General features: G+C 61.1%; 23 protein-coding genes and 2 tRNA genes. 10 read left to right on the top strand and 15 right to left on the bottom strand.

Annotated elements, in window-relative coordinates; all coding sequences use genetic code 11:
- Positions 1–25: 25 nt before the first annotated feature.
- Positions 26–1,771, bottom strand: a complete 1,746-nt coding sequence (locus tag F624_RS0119845; RefSeq protein ID WP_019576095.1) for a proline--tRNA ligase — start codon at positions 1,769–1,771, stop codon at positions 26–28.
- Positions 1,772–1,863: 92 nt separating this feature from the next.
- Here F624_RS0119845 and F624_RS0119850 point away from each other — a divergent pair, with 92 nt between their 5' ends.
- Positions 1,864–2,529, top strand: coding sequence for an RNA pyrophosphohydrolase (locus F624_RS0119850; protein ID WP_019576096.1), 666 nt, complete (start codon positions 1,864–1,866; stop codon positions 2,527–2,529).
- A gap of 57 nt (positions 2,530–2,586) precedes the next feature.
- Here the strand turns inward: F624_RS0119850 and proB are convergent, their stop codons facing one another.
- From proB to rplU, 4 genes are all read right to left on the bottom strand, one after another.
- Entirely contained in the window at positions 2,587–3,723 is a 1,137-nt protein-coding gene (gene proB / locus F624_RS0119855; RefSeq protein WP_031255634.1) for a glutamate 5-kinase, read from the bottom strand.
- 43 nt (positions 3,724–3,766) lie between these two features.
- Positions 3,767–4,837, bottom strand: a complete 1,071-nt coding sequence (gene cgtA / locus F624_RS0119860; protein ID WP_019576098.1) for an Obg family GTPase CgtA — start codon at positions 4,835–4,837, stop codon at positions 3,767–3,769.
- Positions 4,838–4,929: 92 nt separating this feature from the next.
- Complete coding sequence (gene rpmA / locus F624_RS0119865) at positions 4,930–5,190, bottom strand: 50S ribosomal protein L27 (RefSeq protein ID WP_019576099.1); 261 nt, start codon at positions 5,188–5,190, stop codon at positions 4,930–4,932.
- Between the two features lie 12 nt (positions 5,191–5,202).
- Positions 5,203–5,514 carry a 50S ribosomal protein L21 gene (rplU, locus tag F624_RS34155; RefSeq protein WP_084461703.1) on the bottom strand — a complete coding sequence of 104 codons (312 nt, stop codon included), beginning with the start codon at positions 5,512–5,514 and terminating at the stop codon, positions 5,203–5,205.
- A gap of 217 nt (positions 5,515–5,731) precedes the next feature.
- Here rplU and F624_RS0119875 point away from each other — a divergent pair, with 217 nt between their 5' ends.
- The 8 genes from F624_RS0119875 to F624_RS0119910 all read left to right on the top strand — a co-directional run bounded on the left by F624_RS0119875 (position 5,732) and on the right by F624_RS0119910 (position 12,441).
- A complete protein-coding gene (locus F624_RS0119875; protein ID WP_084679574.1) occupies positions 5,732–6,661 on the top strand; it encodes a polyprenyl synthetase family protein in 930 nt (309 codons plus the stop codon).
- Positions 6,662–6,730: 69 nt separating this feature from the next.
- Positions 6,731–6,807: transfer RNA gene (locus F624_RS0119880), tRNA-Pro, on the top strand.
- A 131-nt stretch (positions 6,808–6,938) separates the two neighbouring features.
- The gene (gene pilB, locus F624_RS0119885) at positions 6,939–8,669 is read left to right on the top strand and encodes a type IV-A pilus assembly ATPase PilB (RefSeq protein ID WP_031255636.1); all 1,731 of its coding nucleotides are present in this window, start codon (positions 6,939–6,941) and stop codon (positions 8,667–8,669) included.
- Between the two features lie 17 nt (positions 8,670–8,686).
- A complete protein-coding gene (locus tag F624_RS0119890) occupies positions 8,687–9,901 on the top strand; it encodes a type II secretion system F family protein (RefSeq protein ID WP_019576103.1) in 1,215 nt (404 codons plus the stop codon).
- Positions 9,901–10,758 carry a prepilin peptidase gene (locus tag F624_RS0119895; protein ID WP_019576104.1) on the top strand — a complete coding sequence of 286 codons (858 nt, stop codon included), beginning with the start codon at positions 9,901–9,903 and terminating at the stop codon, positions 10,756–10,758. Before F624_RS0119890 ends, F624_RS0119895 begins: the two co-directional genes overlap by 1 nt.
- Before the next feature lie 5 nt (positions 10,759–10,763).
- Entirely contained in the window at positions 10,764–11,384 is a 621-nt protein-coding gene (gene coaE, locus F624_RS0119900) for a dephospho-CoA kinase (RefSeq protein WP_031255637.1), read from the top strand.
- 20 nt (positions 11,385–11,404) lie between these two features.
- Positions 11,405–12,160, top strand: coding sequence for a cell division protein ZapD (zapD, locus tag F624_RS0119905; RefSeq protein WP_019576106.1), 756 nt, complete (start codon positions 11,405–11,407; stop codon positions 12,158–12,160).
- 59 nt (positions 12,161–12,219) lie between these two features.
- Positions 12,220–12,441 (top strand): DNA gyrase inhibitor YacG, encoded by a 222-nt coding sequence (locus F624_RS0119910; protein ID WP_019576107.1) that lies wholly within the window; start codon positions 12,220–12,222, stop codon positions 12,439–12,441.
- Positions 12,442–12,460: 19 nt separating this feature from the next.
- Here the strand turns inward: F624_RS0119910 and F624_RS0119915 are convergent, their stop codons facing one another.
- The 5 genes from F624_RS0119915 to F624_RS0119935 form a co-directional block, all read right to left on the bottom strand.
- Complete coding sequence (locus tag F624_RS0119915; protein WP_019576108.1) at positions 12,461–12,901, bottom strand: NUDIX domain-containing protein; 441 nt, start codon at positions 12,899–12,901, stop codon at positions 12,461–12,463.
- Positions 12,894–13,769: an ATP-binding protein gene (locus F624_RS0119920; RefSeq protein WP_031255638.1), complete on the bottom strand. Its 876-nt coding sequence runs from the start codon at positions 13,767–13,769 to the stop codon at positions 12,894–12,896. The genes F624_RS0119915 and F624_RS0119920 overlap by 8 nt, the downstream gene beginning before the upstream one ends.
- An 18-nt stretch (positions 13,770–13,787) precedes the next feature.
- The gene (gene argJ / locus F624_RS0119925; RefSeq protein ID WP_031255639.1) at positions 13,788–15,017 is read right to left on the bottom strand and encodes a bifunctional glutamate N-acetyltransferase/amino-acid acetyltransferase ArgJ; all 1,230 of its coding nucleotides are present in this window, start codon (positions 15,015–15,017) and stop codon (positions 13,788–13,790) included.
- Positions 15,018–15,122: 105 nt separating this feature from the next.
- Positions 15,123–17,876 (bottom strand): preprotein translocase subunit SecA, encoded by a 2,754-nt coding sequence (gene secA, locus F624_RS0119930; RefSeq protein ID WP_019576111.1) that lies wholly within the window; start codon positions 17,874–17,876, stop codon positions 15,123–15,125.
- A 163-nt stretch (positions 17,877–18,039) separates the two neighbouring features.
- On the bottom strand, positions 18,040–18,990 hold the full coding sequence (locus F624_RS0119935; RefSeq protein WP_019576112.1) for a M23 family metallopeptidase: 951 nt from the start codon (positions 18,988–18,990) through the stop codon (positions 18,040–18,042).
- A 32-nt stretch (positions 18,991–19,022) separates the two neighbouring features.
- On the opposite strand from F624_RS0119935, the gene F624_RS0119940 reads away from it, so the two are divergent.
- A complete protein-coding gene (locus F624_RS0119940) occupies positions 19,023–19,331 on the top strand; it encodes a hypothetical protein (protein ID WP_019576113.1) in 309 nt (102 codons plus the stop codon).
- 25 nt (positions 19,332–19,356) lie between these two features.
- Here the strand turns inward: F624_RS0119940 and F624_RS0119945 are convergent.
- From F624_RS0119945 to F624_RS0119965, 5 genes are all read right to left on the bottom strand, one after another.
- Positions 19,357–19,432, bottom strand: a tRNA-Thr gene (locus F624_RS0119945).
- Between the two features lie 62 nt (positions 19,433–19,494).
- Complete coding sequence (locus F624_RS0119950; RefSeq protein ID WP_031255640.1) at positions 19,495–19,995, bottom strand: ClpXP protease specificity-enhancing factor; 501 nt, start codon at positions 19,993–19,995, stop codon at positions 19,495–19,497.
- A gap of 24 nt (positions 19,996–20,019) precedes the next feature.
- A complete protein-coding gene (locus F624_RS0119955; RefSeq protein ID WP_019576115.1) occupies positions 20,020–20,631 on the bottom strand; it encodes a glutathione S-transferase N-terminal domain-containing protein in 612 nt (203 codons plus the stop codon).
- A 94-nt stretch (positions 20,632–20,725) separates the two neighbouring features.
- Positions 20,726–21,508: a cytochrome c1 gene (locus F624_RS0119960; protein ID WP_019576116.1), complete on the bottom strand. Its 783-nt coding sequence runs from the start codon at positions 21,506–21,508 to the stop codon at positions 20,726–20,728.
- Positions 21,509–21,527: 19 nt separating this feature from the next.
- Positions 21,528–22,940 (bottom strand): cytochrome b, encoded by a 1,413-nt coding sequence (locus tag F624_RS0119965; protein WP_157443543.1) that lies wholly within the window; start codon positions 22,938–22,940, stop codon positions 21,528–21,530.
- Positions 22,941–22,945 lie beyond the last annotated feature (5 nt).

Raw genomic sequence — 22,945 nt, forward strand, 5'->3', positions numbered from 1 at the left:
CATCATCCTCAACCCTGCGCAACGCTCACAGAGCCAGTCGTTCCTTCAGGTGCGCCAGCACATCCGCCGCCCCGATCTTGGTGGCGGCCGTGTCACGGCGGTGCTGGTATTCGACCTGGCCTTCCTTCAGGCCCCGGTCCGACAGCACCACGCGGTGCGGCACACCGATGAGCTCCCAGTCGGCGAACATGGCGCCAGGGCGCTCACCCCGATCGTCCAGCAGCACATCCACCCCCAGCGCCAGCAGGTCGGCATGCAACTGCTCGGCGGCCGCCTTGACCTCGGCACTGCGGTCCATGCCGATGGGGCAGATCACCACCGTGAACGGGGCAATCGCATCGGGCCAGATGATGCCGCGCTCGTCGTGGTTCTGCTCGATGGCCGCGGCAGGCAGGCGGGTGACGCCAATGCCATAACAGCCCATTTCGAAGAACGCCGGCTTGCCGTCTTCACCCAGGAAGGTGGCATTCATGGCCTTCGAGTACTTGGTGCCCAGGTAGAAGACATGCCCCACCTCGATGCCACGCTCGATGGCCAGCACCCCCTTGCCGTCGGGCGAGGCATCGCCCGCCACCACGTTGCGCAGGTCTGCCACCAGCTCGGGCTCAGGCAGGTCGCGGCCCCAGTTCACGCCAGTGATATGGAAGTCGACTTCGTTGGCACCGCAAATCCAGTCGGCCAGCACGGCCACTTCGCGGTCGGCCACCACCTTGACGGGCTTCTTCAGGTTCAGCGGGCCCAGGTAGCCGGGCTTGCAGCCAAAGTGGTCTTCGATCTCAGGCACGGTGGCAAAGCGGAAGCCGCCTTCCATGCCCGGCAGCTTGCCGACCTTGACTTCGTTCATGTCATGGTCGCCGCGCAACAGCAGCAGCCAGATCTGGCTGCGTGTGATCTCGCCGTGTTCGTTCAGCGTGTCGGTGGCGAGCACCAGGGATTTGACGGTGGTCGCCAAGGGAACATTCAGCAACTCGGCCACATCGGCACAGGTGCTCTTGCCCGGGGTGGCGGTCTTGGTGAGCGCGCCTGCGGCTGCGGGCCGAGGGCCCGCCGGTGCCAGGGCCTCGGCCTTTTCGATGTTGGCGGCGTAGTCGCTGTCAGGGCAATAGACGATGGCGTCTTCGCCCGTGGCGGCGATCACCTGGAACTCTTCGCTCAGGTCGCCACCGATGGCACCGCTGTCGGCGGCCACGGCACGGTAGGTGAGGCCGAAACGATCGAAGATCCGCCGGTAGGCCGCGGCCATGACCTGGTAGCTGGCCTTGGCCGCCGCCTGGTCGCGGTCGAAGCTGTAGGCATCCTTCATGATGAACTCGCGACCGCGCATCAGGCCGAAGCGCGGACGGCGCTCATCACGGAACTTGGTCTGGATCTGGTAGAAGTTCTTGGGCAACTGCTTGTAGCTGCGCAATTCCTGGCGAGCAATGTCAGTGACCACTTCTTCGGAGGTGGGCTGAATCACGAAGTCGCGGTCATGGCGGTCCTTGATGCGCAACAGCTCAGGGCCCATCTTCTCGAAGCGACCGGTCTCCTGCCAGAGCTCGGCAGGCTGAACCACCGGCATGGTCACCTCGACGGCGCCGGCCCGGTTCATCTCTTCGCGCACGATGGCCTCGACCTTTCGGATGACACGCAAGCCGATGGGCATGTAGTTGTACACACCGGCCCCCAGCTTCTTGATCATGCCAGCTCGGGTCATCAGTTTGTGGCTGACGACCTCCGCATCGGCAGGCGCTTCCTTGAGGGTGGAAATGAAGAATTGGGAGGCTTTCATCTGGGGGAATGCGGAAAGTTCAAGAGAAGTCCTCTTGTGACACGTGCGGTGCCGTGCATAATGGACTCAGTTTAAAAATTTGGGGTTTGATTATGCTTGACCGGGACGGCTTTAGGCCGAACGTCGGCATCATCCTGCTCAACCATAAAAACCAGGTGTTCTGGGGCAAGCGCATCCGGACCCACAGCTGGCAGTTCCCTCAAGGTGGCATTGATCGTGGCGAAAGCCCTGAGCAGGCCATGTTCCGGGAATTGCACGAAGAAGTGGGGCTCCATCCGGAGCATGTGCGAATTGTGGCCCGAACGCGGGAATGGTTGCGCTATGAGGTGCCAGACCGGTACATTCGGCGAGACGCTCGAGGCCACTACAAGGGCCAAAAGCAGATCTGGTACCTGCTGCAACTGCTGGGACACGATTGGGACCTGAACCTCAGGGCCACCAACCACCCAGAATTTGATGCTTGGCGCTGGAACGATTACTGGGTACCGCTCGATGTGGTGGTGGAGTTCAAGCGCGGCGTCTACGAGATGGCTCTGACTGAACTGGCACGCTACCTGCCGCGACCGGAACCGCGCAACCGCTTTCTGAGAGGCGGCATGCGCACCCGGGACAACGAGGGCGGATCGGACAACCACATGTCGAGACTGCCACCTTCGGGCAGCTATGAACTGCCCCCTGGGGCCAGCTTTGAACCGGAACCCAGGCCGATGCACCCCAGTCATTCGGGCCTGCAACTTGACCCGATCAACAAGCACTGATTCCAGACCATCCGACCCTGACCCGGTCGGATTTTTTCTGGGGCCAGCCGATGCAGATCAACGGTGAAGCACCAGGTTGTCCCGGTGCACCATTTCAGCCTCGGCCACATAGCCCAGCAGGCGCTCGATCTCGGCAGAGGCCTTGCGGCACATCAGGCGAGCCTCGGCACTCGCGTAGTTCGACAAGCCGCGGGCCACTTCGATCCCTGATGAGTCCTTGATGGCAATCACATCGCCCCGAGAGAATTCCCCCTCGACCGCCGTCATGCCGATGGGCAAGAGGCTCTTGCCCTCGTCGCGCAACTTGGCCACCGCACCATCATCCACCACCACGGCGCCACGCATCTGCAGGTGGTCGGCCATCCACTGCTTGCGGGCCTGATTCTTGGCTGTCTGCGCCACCAACAGGGTTCCGATCGACTCCCCCTGGGTGAGCCGCACCAGCGCGTCAGGCTCGCGCCCCCAGGCGATCACGGTGGAAGCGCCCGAGCCCGCCGCACGTTTGGCAGCCAGGATCTTGGTGATCATGCCCCCCTTGCCGATGCTGGAACCGGCGCCCCCCGCCATGGCCTCCAAGGCCAGATCGCCGGCACGCGCCTCATGCACAAACTGCGCGGCAGGGTCCCGCCGCGGGTCCGCCGTGTACAAGCCTTTTTGATCAGTCAGGATGACCAGCGCATCGGCCTCCACCAGGTTGGCCACCAATGCTCCCAGGGTGTCGTTGTCACCAAACTTGATTTCGTCGTTGACCACCGTATCGTTCTCGTTGATCACGGGGACCACGCGGTGACGCAGCAAGGTCAGCAAGGTGGAGCGGGCATTCAGGTACCGCTCGCGATCAGCCAGATCTGCGTGTGTGAGCAAGACCTGGGCGCTGCCCAGGCCGTTTTCACGCAACTTGGTCTCATACATCTGGGCCAGGCCCATTTGCCCCACCGCAGCGGCGGCCTGCAACTCATGCACTTCTTTGGGGCGAACAGGCCACCCCAGGCGCTTCATGCCTTCGGCAATGGCACCACTGGACACCATCACCACCTCGCGCCCGGACAGAACCAGTTGAGCCAACTGACGGCACCACTCACTGATGGCAGCCTCGTCCAGTCCACGCCCTTCATTGGTCACCAGGCTGGAGCCCACCTTGACGACGATGCGGCGGGCATCCGCCAGCACCCGTGATTCATTTTTAGCAGTCATTTCAGCATCGGCCAGCCATACCGGCCCCAGGGCACAGGAACATTCAGGAATCAGAGGGTTCGGCGAAACGCGGATCCACCTCGACCGGGGCCTGCTCGGCGACCTGCTGCGCCTTCACGTGCTGATAGATCGCCTTGATCAAGGCCTCACAACCTTCACGCGTCAACGCAGAGATCTCGAAAACCGGGCCCTTGTACTTGTAACGCTTGACGAAATCCTTGACCAAGGCAGCCCGCTTGTCCTCCGGCACCATGTCCAGCTTGTTCAGAACCAGCCAGCGCGGCTTCTCATAAAGCGCCTGATCGTACTTCTTCAGTTCACCCACAATGGCCTTGGCCTGAGCAACCGGATCAACGGCCTCATCAAAGGGCGCCAGATCCACCACGTGCAGCAGCAGACGCGTGCGCTGCAAGTGACGCAAAAACAGATGCCCCAAGCCAGCACCCTCGGAAGCGCCCTCGATCAAACCCGGGATGTCGGCCACCACAAAGCTCTGTTCGGGGCCGACGCGCACCACACCCAGATTGGGGTGCAGTGTGGTGAAGGGGTAGTCAGCAATCTTCGGACGAGCGTTCGAGATCGCGGCAATCAGCGTCGATTTGCCGGCGTTGGGCATGCCGAGCAGACCCACATCGGCCAGCACCTTGAGCTCCAGCTTGAGGCTCTTCTTCTCACCCGGCCAACCCGGCGTCTTTTGACGCGGCGCCCGGTTGATCGCGCTCTTGAAGCGCAGGTTCCCAAAGCCCCCATCCCCACCTTTGGCGATCGTGATGGTCTCACCCGGTGCCAACAGTTCGTACAGGACTTCACCCGTCTCCGCGTCGGTGATGATGGTGCCAACCGGCATCTTCAAGGTGATGTCGTCACCCGCTGCACCGAACATGTCCGATCCCATGCCGTGCTCGCCACGCCGGGCTTCGTGCCGGCGGGAGTAGCGGAAATCGACCAGGGTATTGAGGTTGGGATCTGCCACGGCATAGACGTGACCACCGCGCCCGCCATCGCCGCCATTGGGCCCGCCAAACTCCTTGTACTTTTCATGACGAAACGAGACGCAACCGTTCCCGCCATCGCCCGCAGCAATGTCTATATAGGCTTCATCAACAAATTTCATGTCATGTCCAGTCTAGAAAAATGGGGACCCAACGAAAAAAGCCCCGACCAAGCGGGGCTTCGACAGGTCGCTGAGTGACCGCGCCGTCAGACTCAGGCTGCGGGCGTCACGTTGACCGTGTGCTTGTTCAGCGCGCCCTTGGTAGCGAAGGACACATGGCCCTCGACCAGAGCAAACAGAGTGTGATCCTTGCCGATGCCGACATTGGAGCCAGCATGGAAGCGAGTGCCACGTTGACGAACGATGATCGAGCCAGCGCTGATCAATTCGCCACCGAAGGCCTTCACACCGAGCATCTTGGGCTTGGAATCGCGCCCGTTTCGCGTAGAGCCGCCGCCTTTTTTCTGTGCCATGACCCGTTCTCCTTAGCCTGCAATCGCGCCGATTTGCAGTTCAGTGAACTGCTGACGGTGACCTTGACGCTTTTGATAGTGCTTACGACGACGCATCTTGAAGATGCGAACCTTGTCGTGCTTGCCATGCGCCACGACAGTTGCCGTGACGGTTGCGCCGGACACCAGGGGCGTGCCAACCTTCAGTTCAGCGCCGTTGCCGACAGCCAGAACTTGGTCAATCACGATTTCCTGGCCTACGTCCGCAGCAATCTGTTCTACTTTGATTTTTTCGCCAGCAGCAACGCGATATTGCTTGCCGCCGGTTTTTATGACCGCGTACATGTAAACCTCTTTGAATTGAAGCTCCGCCGGAGAATTCCGCAGAGCCCGAAACTATAGCAAGAAAGTCAGCCACTGACAAGCGGGGCCCTCAGCATGCTCAAGTGCAGGCAAGGCGCATTGCACGCCCTTCCTATAATTTCGCAACTTGAAAGAGCTCGCCACCTTGACCGCCCCCACCGCATCCGCCTCCCAAGCCCTCGAATTGATCGCCCTCGACATGGGTGAAGTCGACAAGGTCATCGCCCACCGACTCAACTCGAGCGTGCCCCTGGTCGGGCAGATTTCTCAGTACATCATTGCAGCCGGCGGCAAACGTTTGCGCCCGGCGCTGCTCCTGTTGATGGCGGGCGCCCTGGGCTACAAAGGCACACAGCATCACAATCTGGCCGCGGTCGTCGAATTCATCCACACAGCCACCCTGCTGCACGACGATGTGGTGGACGAATCCACCCTGCGCCGGGGCCGCGCCACCGCCAATGAGGCCTTCGGCAACCCGGCCAGCGTCCTTGTGGGTGACTTTCTTTACTCGCGTGCCTTCCAGATGATGGTGGACGCCGATGACATGCGGGTGATGGAAGTCCTGGCTGACGCCACCAACGTGATCGCTGAAGGCGAAGTGCTGCAATTGATGAACATGCACGACGCCTCGCTGGACGAAGGGGCCTATCTGCGCGTCATCAGATCCAAGACCGCCAAGCTTTTCGAAGCCAGCGCACGCCTGGCCGCCATCCTGATCAAGGCCCCCAGCCACATTGAAGAGGCGTGCGCGACCTACGGCCAAGCCCTGGGCACCGCCTTCCAGGTCATCGACGATGTGCTGGACTACGCCGGCAACACCGCCGAAATGGGCAAGAACATCGGCGACGACCTCCGCGAAGGCAAAGCGACACTGCCTTTGATCATCGGCATGCAGCGCGGCACGCCCGAACAAGCCGCCACCATCCGCCACGCCATCGAACAAGGCGAAACCGAAAAGCTGCCCCAGATCATCGAAATCGTGCGCAGCACCGGCGCACTGGAAGCCACCCAACAGGCCGCCGCCACCGAAGCGCAACGCGCAATTTCTGCCTTGAGTGCCCTTCCTTCAAATTCTTACACCGAAGGTTTGCTACAATTAGCGGCTCAATTACTTCAGCGTCGGAATTGAAAGATGGCGACAAGCCTGAAGAGACATTGAGATCACTGCGCTTCATGCATTGAAGCACTGTTTGACAGTCGGGGTGTAGCTTAGCCTGGTAGAGCGCTACGTTCGGGACGTAGAGGCCGGAGGTTCGAATCCTCTCACCCCGACCATGATCAAACATATTGCACATTTCTGGCAGCTTTCTGCCACGACTTCCCCTCGGTACGTTTCATTTACAGACAGTTGCTCCTGAGCGATGATAGGATGCATTTTTTCATTCTGAGCATCCCTCACCCGCCTCATGGCCGCTGTTGAACCAGCCAATAAATCGTCATCCGTTGCGCTGCCCGGATTGGGGCGGGCACTGATCACAGCGGGCAAATTGGCCCAAAAAGCTGCCGAGGACATCTACCAGAAGGCGCTGGCACAACGCACCAGTTTCATTGTCGAGTTGATGGGCTCGGGTGCCGTGTCCGCAGCTGATCTGGCCCACACGATGTCACAGGCATTCAGCGCACCCTTGCTGGATCTGGACGCCATTGATCCTCAGCGCCTGCCCAAAGACCTGCTGGACCCCAAGATCTGCCAAGCCTATCGGATTCTGGTACTCAGCAAGCGCAGCAATCGCCTGATCATCGCGACCGCCGACCCGTCAGATCAGGAGGTGGTTGAAAAGATCAAGTTCTCGACCCAGATGGGCGTCGACTGGATCATTGCTGAGTACGACAAACTGTCCAAAATGGTCGAGGCCACGACCACTTCTGCGGCTGAGGCCATGGACACCATCATCGGTGGCGGTGACTTCCAGTTCGAAGACGAGCCACTCATCACGGAGGATGTGGCCGAAACCAACAGCGCCGAAGTTGAAGACGCCCCGATTGTCAAGTTCCTGCACAAGATGCTGCTGGACGCCTTCAACATGCGTGCATCAGATTTGCACTTCGAGCCATACGAACACTATTACCGGGTTCGATTTCGCATCGACGGCGAATTGCGGGAAATTTCCACCCCACCGATCGCCATCAAAGACAAGCTGGCCTCTCGAATCAAGGTGATCTCTCGGCTGGACATCTCCGAGAAGCGGGTGCCTCAGGACGGTCGCATGAAGCTGAAGATCGGGGCCGATCGGGTGATTGACTTCCGGGTCAGCACCTTGCCCACTCTGTTCGGCGAAAAAATCGTGATCCGTATTCTTGACCCCAGCAGCGCCAAGCTGGGCATCGAAGCCCTGGGCTACGAACCCGAAGAGAAGGAGCGCTTGCTCCATGCCATCGGGCGCCCCTACGGCATGATTCTGGTCACGGGGCCAACCGGCTCGGGCAAGACGGTGTCGCTCTACACCTGCCTGAACATGCTCAACAAGCCGGGGGTGAACATCGCCACGGCTGAAGACCCCTCGGAAATCAACCTTCCAGGCGTCAACCAGGTCAACGTGAACGAGAAAGCCGGCCTGACGTTCGCGGCAGCCTTGAAATCCTTCCTGCGGCAGGATCCGGACATCATCATGGTCGGCGAAATCCGCGATCTGGAGACGGCTGACATTTCCATCAAGGCCGCCCAGACGGGCCACTTGGTGCTGTCGACTCTGCACACGAACGACGCCCCCACCACACTGACCCGGATGCGCAACATGGGCATCGCCCCATTCAACATCGCATCCAGCGTCATTCTCATCACGGCTCAGCGTCTGGCGCGGCGACTCTGCCCCAACTGCAAGGCACCAGCCGACATTCCGCGCGAAGCGCTTCTCGACTCCGGCTTTCGGGAAGATGAACTGGACGGCAGCTGGGTGTCCTACCGGCCCGTGGGCTGCTCAGCCTGCAACAACGGCTACAAAGGGCGGGTTGGCATCTACCAGGTCATGCCGATTTCGGAGGAAATCCAGCGCATCATCCTGCGCGATGGCAGCGCACTGGAAATTGCCGAGCAAGCCCGCCGTGAAGGGGTGCGCAGCCTGCGTGAATCCGGGCTGTACAAAGTAAAAATGGGCTTGACCTCGCTGGAGGAAGTACTGGCCGTGACGAACGAATAAACCGAAGCGACAAGCCAATGGCAAGCACAAAAAAAGACATCAAAGAGTTTGTCTTCGAGTGGGAGGGCAAGGACCGCAACGGCAAAGCCGTGCGCGGCGAATTGCGTGCGGCCGGCGAAAATCAGGTCAAGGCATCGCTGCGTCGTCAGGGCGTCTTCCCGACCAAGATCAAGAAGCGCAAGATGCGTTCGGGCAAGCGGATCAAGCCCAAGGACATCGCACTGTTCACCCGCCAACTGGCCACCATGATGAAGGCGGGCGTGCCTCTGCTGCAGACTTTCGACATCGTCGGCCGCGGCAATGCCAACCCGAGCGTCACCAAGTTGCTCAACGATGTCCGCTCCGACGTGGAAACCGGCACCTCGCTGAGTGGGGCATTTCGCAAGTACCCGATGTACTTCGATGACCTCTACTGCAACCTGATCGAAGCCGGCGAGGCCGCCGGTATCCTGGAGTCCCTGTTGGACCGACTGGCGATCTACATGGAAAAGACCGAGGCGATCAAGTCGAAGATCAAGTCGGCCTTGATGTACCCGATCTCGGTGATCATCGTCGCCTTTGTCGTGGTCGTGGTGATCATGATCTTCGTGATTCCGGCCTTCAAGCAGGTGTTCTCTTCGTTTGGAGCCGACCTGCCCGCCCCCACCCTTTTCGTGATTGCCATGAGCGAGTTTTTTGTTCAGTGGTGGTGGCTGATTTTCGGGCTGATGGGTGGTGGCGGCTACTTCTTCATGCAGTCCTGGAAGCGCAATGAAAAAATGCAGATGGCCATGGACCGCCTGATGTTGCGCATCCCCATCTTTGGTGACTTGATCAACAAATCCTGCATTGCGCGCTGGACACGCACGCTGTCCACCATGTTTGCCGCCGGGGTGCCTCTGGTGGAAGCCCTGGACTCGGTGGGGGGCGCATCAGGCAACTCGGTCTACGCGATTGCCACCGAACGGATCCAGCAGGAAGTCTCGACCGGCACCAGCCTGACGGCCGCCATGACCAACGCCAACGTGTTTCCGTCCATGGTGTTGCAGATGTGCGCCATCGGCGAAGAATCCGGCTCCATCGACCACATGCTGGGCAAGGCAGCCGACTTCTACGAGGCCGAGGTCGACGACATGGTGGCGGGCCTTTCCAGCCTGATGGAACCCATCATCATTGTGGTTCTGGGCACCATCATTGGCGGCATTGTTGTGTCGATGTACCTGCCTATCTTCAAATTGGGGCAGGTGGTTTGATGACTTGGTTTGGTGTCTGGGACCCCGTTTGGGTGGGTCTGGTGGGCTTGCTGTTCGGCAGCTTTTTGAATGTCGTCATCTACCGACTGCCCAAAATGATGGAGGCCCAATGGGACCGCGACTGCGCTGAGCACCTGGGGCAAACACCTGCGACACAGGCCCCAACCTTCAATCTGATGGTGCCCCGCTCGCGTTGTCAGGCCTGCGGACACACCCTGAGTTGGTACGAGAACATCCCCGTATTGAGCTATGTCGCCTTGCGCGGGCGTTGCAAGGCCTGTAAGACCGCCATCAGCCCGCGCTACCCCCTGATCGAAATCGCCACGGCAGGCCTGTTCGCCTTGTGCGCCCAGCGCTGGGGCATCAGCTTCAGCACGCTGGCCTGGTGCGGGTTTGCCGCCACCCTGCTGGCGCTGGCCATGATCGATTGGGACACCACGCTGCTGCCTGATGATCTGACCCTCCCCTTGTTGTGGGCAGGCCTGATCGCGGCCGCAGCGGGCTGGACCCAGGTGGACTTGCGCACGGCGCTGTGGGGCGCTGTGGCGGGCTATCTGTCGCTGTGGCTGATCTACTGGGGCTTCAAGCTTCTCACCGGCAAAGAGGGCATGGGGTATGGCGACTTCAAACTCTATGCCGCCCTGGGTGCCTGGTTCGGCTGGCCGGCGCTGCTGCCCATCATCCTGATCTCATCCGTGATCGGCGCCGTGATCGGCATCGCCCTGAAGTTCTCCAGCGGTCTGCGCGAGGGGGGCTACATCCCGTTCGGCCCCTTTTTGGCAGGCGCCGGCTTTGCGGCCATGATCTGGGGACCAGACCGTCTGCAAGCCGTTCTGCTGGGCTGGATCGGGGGCTGAACGTGATGCCACTGGCCCGCCGCAAGGTCCGGCACCTCGGATTGACCGGAGGCATAGGCTCTGGCAAAAGCACGGTGGCCAAACTGCTGTCGGGTCATGGCGCGGGCGTGATTGATGCCGATGCCGTGGCCCGTCAACTGACCCAAGCCGGCGGTGCGGCCATGCCCGCGATCGAGGCCAACTTTGGCCTCGGCGTGATCACGGCGGATGGCGCTCTGGACCGCGATGCCATGCGGGCACTGGTCTTCAGTCAGCCAGATGCGCGAGCCCGACTCGAAGCCATTGTCCACCCCCTGGTCGGCCAGAGCCTGCAGGCCGAAGCCTCGGCACATGAAGCGGCGGGTGCGCCCTTGGTGGTCTACGACATCCCGCTGCTGGTCGAATCCAAGCGCTGGCCCGCCGAACTCGATGGTGTGGTGGTAGTCGATTGCCAGCCCGAAACCCAGATCCGCCGGGTCCAGCAACGCAGTGGCCTCAGTCGTGAAGCAGTACTGGCGATCATGGCGGCGCAGGCCAGCCGCGAGCAACGCCTGGCCTGCGCCGACGCGGTGATTTTCAACGAGGGTTGCACCCTGGAGGCCCTGGGCCTGCAGGTGGCCGATTTGGCCCATTACTTCGGGCTATGATGCGCGCAACGGAACGAGCAGTGATCCTCTACGAATACCCCTTCAACGAACGCATACGCACCTACCTGCGCCTGGAGCAACTCTTCCGGCGCCTGGGTGAACTGGTCTTGCGCGATGCCGCCCTGGACCACCATTTCGCCCTGGCCACGATCTTCGAAATCATGGACGTTGCCGCCCGCGCCGACCTCAAATCGGACGTGCTCAAAGACCTTGAGAAACAGAAAGCCGCGCTCAACAGCTACCGGGGCAACCCCTCCATCTCGGAGCAGATCCTGGATGGCGTGATCGCCCAGATCGATGCCGACTTTGCGGCCCTCAATGGGCAGCCCGGCAAGGCCGGTCAATCACTGACCGAAAACGAATGGTTGATGAGCATCCGCAGCCGCATCGGCATCCCGGGGGGTACCTGCGGCTTCGACCTGCCGGCCTACTACGCCTGGCAACACGCCGATCCGGCCAAGCGACGCGATGACCTCCAGGGCTGGGCCGGCACCCTCGGGCCACTGGCCGAGTCCATTTTTCTGCTGCTGAAAATGCTGCGCGATTCCGGCACCCCCCAGAAGGTGGTGGCGGAGCGCGGTCAATTCCAGCAGACCCTGCCTCAAGGGCGCACCTTCCAGTTGCTGCGCCTGCGCCTGAATCCGGCTTGGGGCTTGATTCCGGAGATCAGTGGCAACCGCCTGCTGGTCTCGGTGCGGCTGATGCGCCAGGAAGCGGATGGGCGTCTGCACGCCTGCGGCGAGGACGCCAATTTCGAACTGGCCCTCTGTGCCTGACGCCTGACCTGCCTGAGCGCGGGGGAGGCCTGCACTCAACGCGCTCCCTGCCGAATCCCATGAGCACCGACAACTCTGACACCCCACCCCAAGGCGCTCGCGTGGTGCGATGCCCCGCCTGCGGAGGCCCCAGCCTCTACCACCCCAACAATGCCTATCGCCCGTTCTGCAGTGAACGTTGCAAGAACCTCGACTTTGGAGCCTGGGCAAGCGAAACCTTTCGCATGCCCACCGAGGCACCGCCAGACGACGCCCCCTACGGCGATCCGCGCCTGCAGTGAACGGCGTGATGCGCCAGCATCACACAGGCGCTGCCGCGGTGACCACGACGGGCCCGACATGGCCTCGTTCGGCCGCCAGCCAATCCAGCACCGGGAAAGCGCCAGGCAGAACCGGTGTCACCGTCAGCGGAAACTGCTGCCACGCCATGCTCTGGCCCTCGCGCATTTCAAAGTCGCCCTGCCAGTCGCGCACCTTGCACCAGTGCAGGCGGACCAAGGCATGCGGGTAGTCGTGCTCGGTGACCTTCCAGGCCTGCGCCACACCGATCACCACGCCCAGCTCTTCTTCCAGTTCGCGGCGCAAGGCCTGCTCCACCGTTTCACCGGCTTCGAGCTTGCCACCTGGGAACTCCCAGTACCCGGCATAGGGCTTGCCTTCAGGGCGGGAACTCAACAGCAAGGCACCATCGGCTCGGATCAGGATGCCGACGGCCACTTCGGTGTGTTGGCGTTCAGCCATGGGCACGCCCCGCAAAGTCACGTGCAAACTGATAGGCCACACGGCCACTGCGAGAGCCGCGCTCCAGGGCCCACACCAGGGCTTCAGGACGGGCCGCCTCACGCGCCGCCTCCGAGACACCGAACGAACTCAGCCACTGCCCCACGATGGTCAGGTATTCATCCTGCGAGAAGGGGTAGAAGCTGACCCACAGGCCAAAGCGCTCAGACAGCGAGATCTTCTCCTCCACCACCTCACCCGGATGCACTTCGCCATCCTCGGTGTGGGTGTAGGTAAGGTTCTCGGTCATGTACTCAGGCAAGAGGTGGCGCCGGTTGCTGGTGGCATAGATCAGCACATTGGGCGTTGCCGCCGCCACCGAACCGTCCAGAATCGACTTCAGCGCCTTGTATCCCGCCTCACCCTCTTCAAAGCTGAGGTCATCGCAAAAGATGACGAACTTCTCGGGGCGCGCAGAGACCACATCCACGATGTCGGGCAAATCGATCAAATCGGCCTTGTCGACTTCGATCAGGCGCAAACCCTCGGGGGCGTATTCGTTCAGGCAGGCCTTGATCAACGAGGATTTTCCGGTGCCCCGAGCCCCCGTCAGCAACACATTGTTGGCCGGCAGGCCGCGCACGAACTGCTGGGTGTTGCGCTGGATCTTCTCCTTCTGGGGCTCGATCTCCTTCAGGTCATCGAGCTTCATCACGGCCACGTGGCGCACAGGCTCCAGCACGCCATGCCCTGAACCCCGCCGGCGGTAGCGCCAGGCGATCGATGCGTTCCAGTCGGCCGGTGCCGACAGGGGCTGCGGCAGCACCGATTCGATGCGCGCAATCAGCTGCTCGGCGCGCAGCATCAGGTGTTCAAATTTCTCGTTCATGGGCATCGTGCCTGGGGTTCAGGACCGGTAATCGGCGTTGATGCTCACGTAATCGTGGCTCAGATCGCAAGTCCACACGGTGTCCGCCGCCGTGCCACGGCCCAGCACCACGCGCACGGTGATTTCGCTTTGCTTCATCACACGCTGGCCATCCTCTTCACGGTAGGCCGGATTGCGCCCGCCCTGCACCGCCACATGAACATCGTCCAGGTACAGGTCGATGCCAGTCTGGTCCAGGTCAGCAATGCCTGCATAGCCCACTGCAGCCAGGATGCGGCCCAGGTTCGGGTCGCTGGCGTAGAAGGCCGTCTTGACGAGCGGCGAGTGAGCAATGGCATAGGCCACCAGGCGACACTCCTCGGAAGTCTTGCCGCCTTCGACACGCACGGTGATGAACTTGGTGGCGCCCTCGCCATCGCGCACGATGGCCTGGGCCAGCTTTTGTGCCACCTCCAGCAAGGCAGCCTTGAGCAACGCCCCGTCACCCGAATCCAGCGACTGGATGACCGGGTTGCCCGCCTTGTGGGTGGCCATCAACACGAAGGAATCGTTGGTGGAGGTGTCACCGTCGATGGTCACGCGATTGAACGAGCCTTCGGCCAGGTCGCGCACCAGGCCTTGCAGCAAGGCCGGATCCAGCGCCGCATCGGTGGCCAGAAAGCCCAGCATGGTGGCCATGTTGGGGCGGATCATGCCAGCCCCCTTGCTGATGCCGGAGATGGTCACCGTCACACCCGACAGGGTGATGCGTCGGCTGAAGGCCTTGGGCACGGTGTCCGTGGTCATGATGCCTTCGGCGGCACGCGCCCAGTGGTCTTCACGGGCATCGGCCAACGCGGCGGGCAGCCCAGCCTCGATGCGATCCACCGGCAGGGGCTCCATGATCACGCCCGTCGAAAACGGCAGGATCTGTTCGGGCGAGAAGGTGAGTTGGCGTGCCAGGGCGATGCAGGTGGCGCGGGCACGCACCAGACCATCGTCCCCCGTGCCGGCGTTGGCATTGCCCGTGTTGATCACCATGGCGCGCACGCCAGCACCGCGGCTCAGATGCTCGCGGCTGACCTGCACAGGCGCTGCGCAAAAGCGGTTCTGGGTGAACACACCGGCCACGCTGGTGCCTTCGTCCAGCAAAAAGACCGTGAGGTCCTTGCGGTTGGCCTTGCGCACACCAGCCTCGGCCACGCCGATGCGCACGCCGGGAACCGGAAAAATATCTTGAGGAAGCGGAGCAGAAAGATGAACGGGCATGGTCGACTTTCAAAATAAAGGCCCTTGCCGGCGGCGGCGTGCCATGCGCCAGCGGGCCCCGAATGAACAACACGGGCCGCAGCCCGTGTCAGGAGTGTGCAGGGCTCAGGCCAACTTACCGTGACACTGCTTGAATTTCTTGCCACTGCCACAGGGGCAAGGATCGTTGCGCCCCACCCGCAGCAGCGCATCGGCGGGCAAGGGGGCCCCGGACTGGTCGGCCACCGTCTCAACCTCACCGGTCTCGGTGGGGGCCGTGTAGGTCACGTTGGAGATGTGCTCGGCACGGGCCTCCAGCGCCTGGGCGGCTTCACCGACCTGGTCGTCAGATTGCAGACGCACCGTCATCAGCAGGCGGGTGACTTCGTTCTTGACCGAGTCCAGCATCTGGCCGAACAGTTCGAAGGCCTCGCGCTTGTACTCTTGCTTGGGTTGCTTCTGGGCATAGCCACGCAGGTGGATGCCTTGGCGCAGGTGGTCCAGAGAGCTCAGATGCTCGCGCCAATGGCTGTCGATGGTCTGCAACAGCACCACACGCTCGAACTGGGTGAAGCTCTCGCCGCCCACCACATCCACCTTGGCCTGGAACACTTCGCCAGCCGACTTCTGCACGGCTTCGAGGATGTCGTCATCGGTGATGGCGCTGGACTTCTCGACCAGGGCCTGCAGATCGACGTCGATCTGCCATTCGTCTTTCAGGACACGTTGCAGACCGGGCAGGTTCCACTGCTCTTCCACCGACTCGGCCGGCACATAGGCCCGGACCAGATCGTCGAAACAGCCTTCGCGCAGGCTGGCGATCTGAGCATCGAGGTTGCCGGCATCCAGGATGTCGTTGCGCTGCTGGTAGATCACCTTGCGCTGGTCATTGGACACATCGTCGTATTCCAGCAATTGCTTGCGGACGTCGAAGTTGCGGGCCTCCACCTTGCGCTGGGCCGACTCGATGCTGCGGGTGACGATGCCGGCTTCAATGGCCTCACCTTCAGGCATCTTCAACCGATCCATGATCGCCTTGACACGGTCGCCCGCGAAGATGCGCATCAGTTGATCGTCCAGGCTCAGGTAGAAGCGCGAAGAGCCCGGGTCACCCTGACGGCCCGAACGGCCGCGCAGCTGGTTGTCAATGCGGCGCGACTCATGGCGCTCGGTGGCGATGATGCGCAAGCCACCCTGCTGCTTGACGGCCTCATGGTCACGTTGCCAGGCCTCGCGCACCTGCGCGATCTTCTGTTCGCGCTGCACCGCATCCAGCGATTCATCAGTCTCCACCTCAGCCAGTGCAGCTTCGATGTTGCCGCCCAGCACGATGTCAGTACCCCGGCCGGCCATGTTGGTGGCGATGGTGATCATCTTGGAGCGACCAGCCTGGGCCACGATGTCGGCCTCACGGGCGTGCTGCTTGGCGTTGAGCACCTGGTGAGGCAGCTTCTCGCGGTCCAGCAACTGGGAGATCAGCTCGGAATTCTCGATCGAGGTGGTGCCCACCAGCACGGGCTGACCGCGCTCATAGCAATCGCGGATGTCCTTGACGGCGGCGTCGTACTTTTCCTTGGTGGTCTTGTAGACCCGGTCAAGCTGATCATCGCGACGGCTGGGCTTGTTCGGTGGGATGACCGTGGTCTCCAGACCATAGATCTCCTGGAACTCATAGGCCTCGGTGTCGGCCGTACCCGTCATGCCCGACAACTTGTTGTACAGGCGGAAGTAGTTCTGGAAGGTGATCGACGCCAGGGTCTGGTTCTCAGCCTGGATGGCCACACCTTCCTTGGCTTCGACAGCCTGGTGCAGGCCATCGCTCCAGCGGCGGCCCGACATCAGGCGACCGGTGAACTCATCGACGATCACGATCTCACCGTCCTGCACCACGTAGTGCTGGTCACGGTGGTAGAGATGATTGGCCCGCAGCGCTGCGTACAGGTGGTGCATCAGCGAGATGTTGGCCGGGTCGTACAGCGATGCCCCTTCGGGCAGCAGACCGGCGCTGTACAGAATGCGCTCGGCATTTTCATGGCCTTGCTCGGTCAACACCACCTGATGGGTCTTTTCGTCGACCGTGAAGTCACCGGGCTTGGTCACGCCTTCGCCGGTGCGAGGATCGGCCTCGCCTTCCTGGCGGACCAGCAAGGGCACTACACGGTTGATCGCGATGTACTGAGCCGTGTGATCGTCGGCCTGGCCACTGATGATCAGTGGCGTGCGCGCTTCATCGATCAGGATCGAGTCCACCTCGTCCACGATGGCGTAGTTGAGGCCACGTTGCACGCGATCCGTGGTCTCATAGACCATGTTGTCACGCAGGTAGTCAAAGCCGTATTCGTTGTTGGTGCCGTAAGTGATGTCGGCACCATAGGCCGCCTGCTTTTCAGGACGCGGCATCTGCGGCAGGTTGACCCCCACGGTCATGCCCAGGAAGTTGTAGAGGCGCCCCATGTTGGCCGCGTCCCGCCCTGCCAGGTAGTCGTTGACCGTGACCACGTGCACGCCCTTGCCGGACAGTGCATTGAGGTAGACCGCCAAGGTCGCCGTCAGCGTCTTGCCCTCACCGGTGCGCATTTCAGCGATCTTGCCGTTGTGCAGGGCCATGCCGCCCAACAACTGCACATCGAAGTGGCGCATCCGCATGACCCGTTTGGAACCTTCGCGGACCACGGCAAACGCCTCGGGCAGGAGCGCATCAAGGCTTTCTCCCTTGCTCACCCGTTCACGGAATTCATCAGTCTTGGCCCGCAGCGCCTCGTCCGACAACTTTTCGTACTCAGGCTCCATCGCGTTGATGCGATCCACCGTCTTGCGGTACTGACGCAGAAGCCGATCGTTGCGGCTGCCGAAAATTTTGGTGAGGAAATTAGTGGCCATGAAAACAAGACCGTTCTGCCTGCTGTGCGCCATGACAGAACGACCAAAATCCCTAAAACAGTGCTGAATTCAGGTGGAGCCGACTTCCTGGATTGCAAGCGTGCGTGCAACAACGCACCAAGCCAGAATACCGGCACAAGAACGAGATTCTACCTTTTGGCCTCTACTGCGCCGTGACAGGGCCACGCCGGTCTGCCAGCGTGGTGGCGGCCCCTGATCCAGCACGCAGAAAGCGGTTCGGATCCTGAGGAACGCCCTGCACCAGTAACTCGAAATGCAGGTGTGGGCCGGTGGAGCGCCCGGTGGTGCCCACCTCGGCGATGCGCTGGCCACGCTTGATCAGATCGCCCTTGTGAACGAACACCTTGGAGGCATGGGCATAGCGGGTGATCAGGTCGTTTCCGTGATCGATCTCGATCATCTGGCCATACTCGGGGTGGTAGGTCTGGGTGACCACCACACCGCCAGCTGCAGCCAGGATCGATGTACCCACATCGGCCTGGTAGTCCTGACCTGTGTGCAAGGCCGAACTGCCCGTGATCGGATCGATGCGCCAGCCGAAGCCCGAACCCAATGGGCGCCCCGGCACAGGGGTTTGGGTGGGCACCATCATCTTGCGGATCTTCTGGTCGAACAGCCGGGATTCAATCACCGTCATGAGGTCGACCCGCTGGTCGGCAACGCGCTCAAGATCATCGAGCGTAGCCTGCAGCTCTTCAAAGGACAGGGGGCGTGCGGCCACCAGGGCACCGCCACGGCCCGGCGGCGTCTTCAGGTCTGCATTCACACCGGCAAGACCGGAAACGCGCTCCCCCAAGGATTCCAACTGCATCATCCTGGCCTGCATTTCACCGACCCGACGGGCCATGACGTCCAGGTTCTCGCGCAGGTAGCGGTCACGCTGCTCGTTCTCGTCCTTCACAATCAGCTTGACCACCGAACCGATGACGGGCCAACCTTCACGAGCGCCTTTGAGAAAGACCCAGTGGTAAAGCCCCGCGGCAAACAGCATCAACGCCAAGGAAGCCAGCAGCGTTGCCACCAGCAAATGCCAGCCACTGAGGTGCAGCGCCCTGCTCTTGGCCAACCAGGCATCCGTGATAATCAGTTGCAATTCAGTACCTCTCCAGCAAACCAGGTCCCCACATGAACCGTCGACATCAAGCAGTGACCCTCGCCCAGGCGTCTATGGAGTCACCCACGCTGGCTCGACTGTCAGAATTGGTGCGGGATTCGTCTTTGCGCCTGAAGGCCGTCGAACCCCTGATCCCGCCCTTGCTCAGATCGGCCATCAAAGCCGGTCCCATTGATGGGCCGACCTGGTGCCTGCTGGTTGAGTCCAACGCGGCCGCGGCCAAGCTCAAGCAACTGCTGCCTGCCTTGCAGGCGCATTTGCGAAGTCGGGGGTGGGAGGTTACCGCAATCCGCTTGAAGGTTCAAACAACGAACCGTTGAATGGGCGGAGCGATAAAAGAGAAGATGGTGCCGGTTGTCGGATTCGAACTGACGACCTACCGCTTACAAGGCGGGTGCTCTACCAACTGAGCTAAACCGGCTGACCCCGGAGGGTACGGGCAGGATTCTAACTGCCAGAAACCCGGGGACCCATGAAAAACGCCTACTTAATTCGCTTCAATGCCGGCCTTGCACCCGCAGGCGATGCAGGCTTGGGCGGCTCGGGCGGCGTATCGGCAGACGGCGCTGAAGCATCCTCTACCGACACCAGCTGCACCACACGATCCTCAGACGAGGCTTCGGGCAGCACAGGCTTGGACTCGGCCTTGGGCTCAGACACCGCATCGCTGACCGGGAAAGCCATGCCCTGACCGTTTTCACGGGCATAGATGGCCATCACGCGTTCGATCGGCACCAGGATTTCACGCGGCACGCCACCGAAACGCGCCTTGAATGCGAGGAAATCATTGCCGATGTTGAGACCGCTTGTGGCGTCGTAGCTGACGTTGAGCACGATCTCACCGTCCTTGACGAACTCACGCGGCACCTGCACGGACTCATCCACGGCGACAGCCACGTAGGGCGTGAACCCGTTGTCCGTGCACCACTCGTAAAGCGCTCGGATCAGGTAAGGACGGGTGGATGGAGACTCCTGGGCATTCATGGCGTTCTTTCGCAAACGGGATGCTTACTTGCGCATGACCTTTTCGGACGGCGTGAGTGCTTCGATGTAGGCCGGGCGCGAGAAGATGCGCTCAGCGTACTTGAGCAGCGGCGCGGCGTTCTTGCTCAGTTCAATGCCGTAGTAATCCAGGCGCCACAGCAGCGGCGCAATGGCCACATCCAGCATGGAGAAGTTCTCGCCCAGCATGTACTTGTTCTTCAGGAACACCGGTGCGAGTTGGGTGAGGCGGTCACGGATGTGCGCCCGTGCCTTTTCCAAGGCTTTTTCATTGCCCTTGGTCAGACGCGACTCCAATGCGCTCACGTGCACGAACAGTTCCTTCTCGAAATTCAGCAGGAACAGACGGACGCGTGCACGGTCCACCGGGTCGCCAGGCATCAGTTGAGGGTGGGGGAAGCGCTCATCGATGTACTCATTGATGATGTTCGATTCGTACAGAATCAGATCACGTTCAACCAGGATAGGCACCTGACCGTACGGGTTCATCACGTTGATGTCTTCTGGCTTGTTGTAGAGATCCACGTCGCGAATCTCGAAGTCCATGCCTTTTTCAAACAAGACAAAGCGGCAGCGGTGGGAAAAGGGACACGTGGTCCCCGAGTACAACACCATCATGGTAACGGCTCCTCAAAATCAAAAAGAGTGGGGCGCCCAAGGCGGACCCACTCTGCGGGCCTGATCGACACAGTCGATCAGGCAGGTGACGGAATTACTTGACGTCTTTCCAGTAAGCAGCGTTCAGACGCCAGGCGATCAAGGTAAAGAAAGCCAGGAAGATCAAAACACCCACGCCCACCCGGACACGCGTATTTTGCGCTGGCTCACCCATCCACTGCAGGTAGGCCACGAGATCCCCCACGGCCTGATCATATTGCAGGGGCGTCATGGTACCCGGAGTCAGCTGCTCCCAGCCCTTGAACACCTCAACCTTGTGGCCATGTTCTTCGGTTTCTTCGTAAACCGGACGGCGCGCACCCTGCAGTTCCCAGAGCACGTGCGGCATGCCAACACTCGGGAAGACCAGGTTGTTCCAGCCCGTGGCCTTGGTCTCGTCACGGTAGAACGTGCGCATGTAGGTGTAGAGGTAGTCAGCCCCCGTGCCGCCGTGACCGGCGCGCGACCGGGCAATCACGGTCAGGTCGGGCGGGTTGGCGCCGAACCATTCCTTCGCCTGCTTCGGATCGATCGCAGCCTTCATGGTGTCGCCGACCTTTTCGGTCGTGAACAGAAGGTTGTCCTTGATCTGCTGCTCAGTCAGGCCGATGTCCTGCAGGCGGTTGAAGCGCATGAATGCCGCCGAGTGGCAGTTCAGGCAGTAGTTGACGAAGATCTTGGCGCCATTTTGCAGGGCAGCCAGATCGTTGGTCTTGTTGGGCGCCTTGTCCCAAGCCACACCACCCTCGTTGGCCTGCGCGCCAGCGACCAGGCCAACAGCCATGACCAAGCCAACGATCAGGTGACGGGCGAAACCCAGGTTTGCAAGCTTTTTCATTGTTTTTCTCTCCAGCAAATCAATGGGCAGCAAAGGTCACGCGATCAGGAACCGGCTTGGTTTCACCGATCTGACTCCACCAGGGCATCAGCAGGAAGAAGCCGAAGTAGAACAGGGTACCCACTTGGGACACGCGCTCACCAATCGGCGACGGCGGTTGAACGCCCAGGTAGGCCAACACCACGAACACCACCACAAAGACGGCGTACAGGTACTTGTGCCAGCTCGGACGGTAGCGGATGGACTTCACAGGGCTCTGATCCAGCCAAGGCAGGAAGAACAGAATGACCACAGCGCCACCCATGACCACCACGCCCCAGAACTTGGCATCGATGGACAGCATCAGGGCGATGACCACCACAGCGGCGCCCACGACACCCGCCTTCAGGAAAGCTGGCAGCTTGGACTTGACGGCACCAAAGAAGGCACCGGCGGCCACACATGCGATCAGCGCATACATCATTTCACCCGTGATGGCACGCAGCATCGAATAGAAAGGCGTGAAGTACCAGACCGGAGCGATGTGGTTCGGCGTCTTGAACGGATCGGCCGGGATGAAGTTGTTGTACTCGAGGAAGTACCCACCTGCTTCAGGGGCGAAGAAGATCACAGCCGTGAACACCATCAGGAACACACTCACGCCCAGGATGTCGTGAACGGTGTAGTACGGATGAAACGGAATGCCGTCCAAGGGGTGACCATTGGCATCGCGCGGCGCCTTGGGGCCCTTGATTTCAACGCCATCGGGGTTGTTCGAACCCACTTCGTGCAAGGCGATGATGTGCGCAGCCACCAAACCCAGCAGCACCAGCGGCACGGCGATCACGTGGAAGCTGAAGAAGCGGTTCAGCGTGGCATCGGACACCACATAGTCACCGCGGATCAGCAGGGCCAGATCGGGGCCGACGAATGGAATGGCGGAGAACAGGTTCACGATCACCTGAGCACCCCAGTACGACATCTGACCCCAGGGCAGCAGGTAGCCCATGAAGGCCTCGGCCATCAGGCACAGGAAGATGGCGCAACCAAAGATCCAGACCAGTTCACGCGGCTTGCGGTAAGACCCATACAGCAGCCCTCGGAACATGTGGAGGTAGACCACGATGAAGAATGCCGAAGCACCGGTGGAGTGCATGTAGCGCACCAACCAGCCCCAGGGCACATCACGCATGATGTACTCGACCGAGGCAAACGCCAGCGTGGCATCCGGCTTGTAATGCATGACCAGGAAGATGCCGGTCACGATTTGGATCACCAGCACCAGCATGGCCAGCGAGCCAAAGAAGTACCAGAAGTTGAAGTTCTTGGGTGCGTAGTACTCGGAGAGGTGCTCCTTGTACAGCTTGGACGCGGGGAAGCGGTTGTCCACCCAGTTCAGCAGCTTTTCGCCAGCCGGGGCATTGGGGGAGATTTCCTTGAATTCAGCCATGATGTGTT

This window comes from Curvibacter lanceolatus ATCC 14669 (assembly GCF_000381265.1).
GTDB classification, from domain to species: Bacteria; Pseudomonadota; Gammaproteobacteria; order Burkholderiales; family Burkholderiaceae_C; genus Curvibacter; species Curvibacter lanceolatus.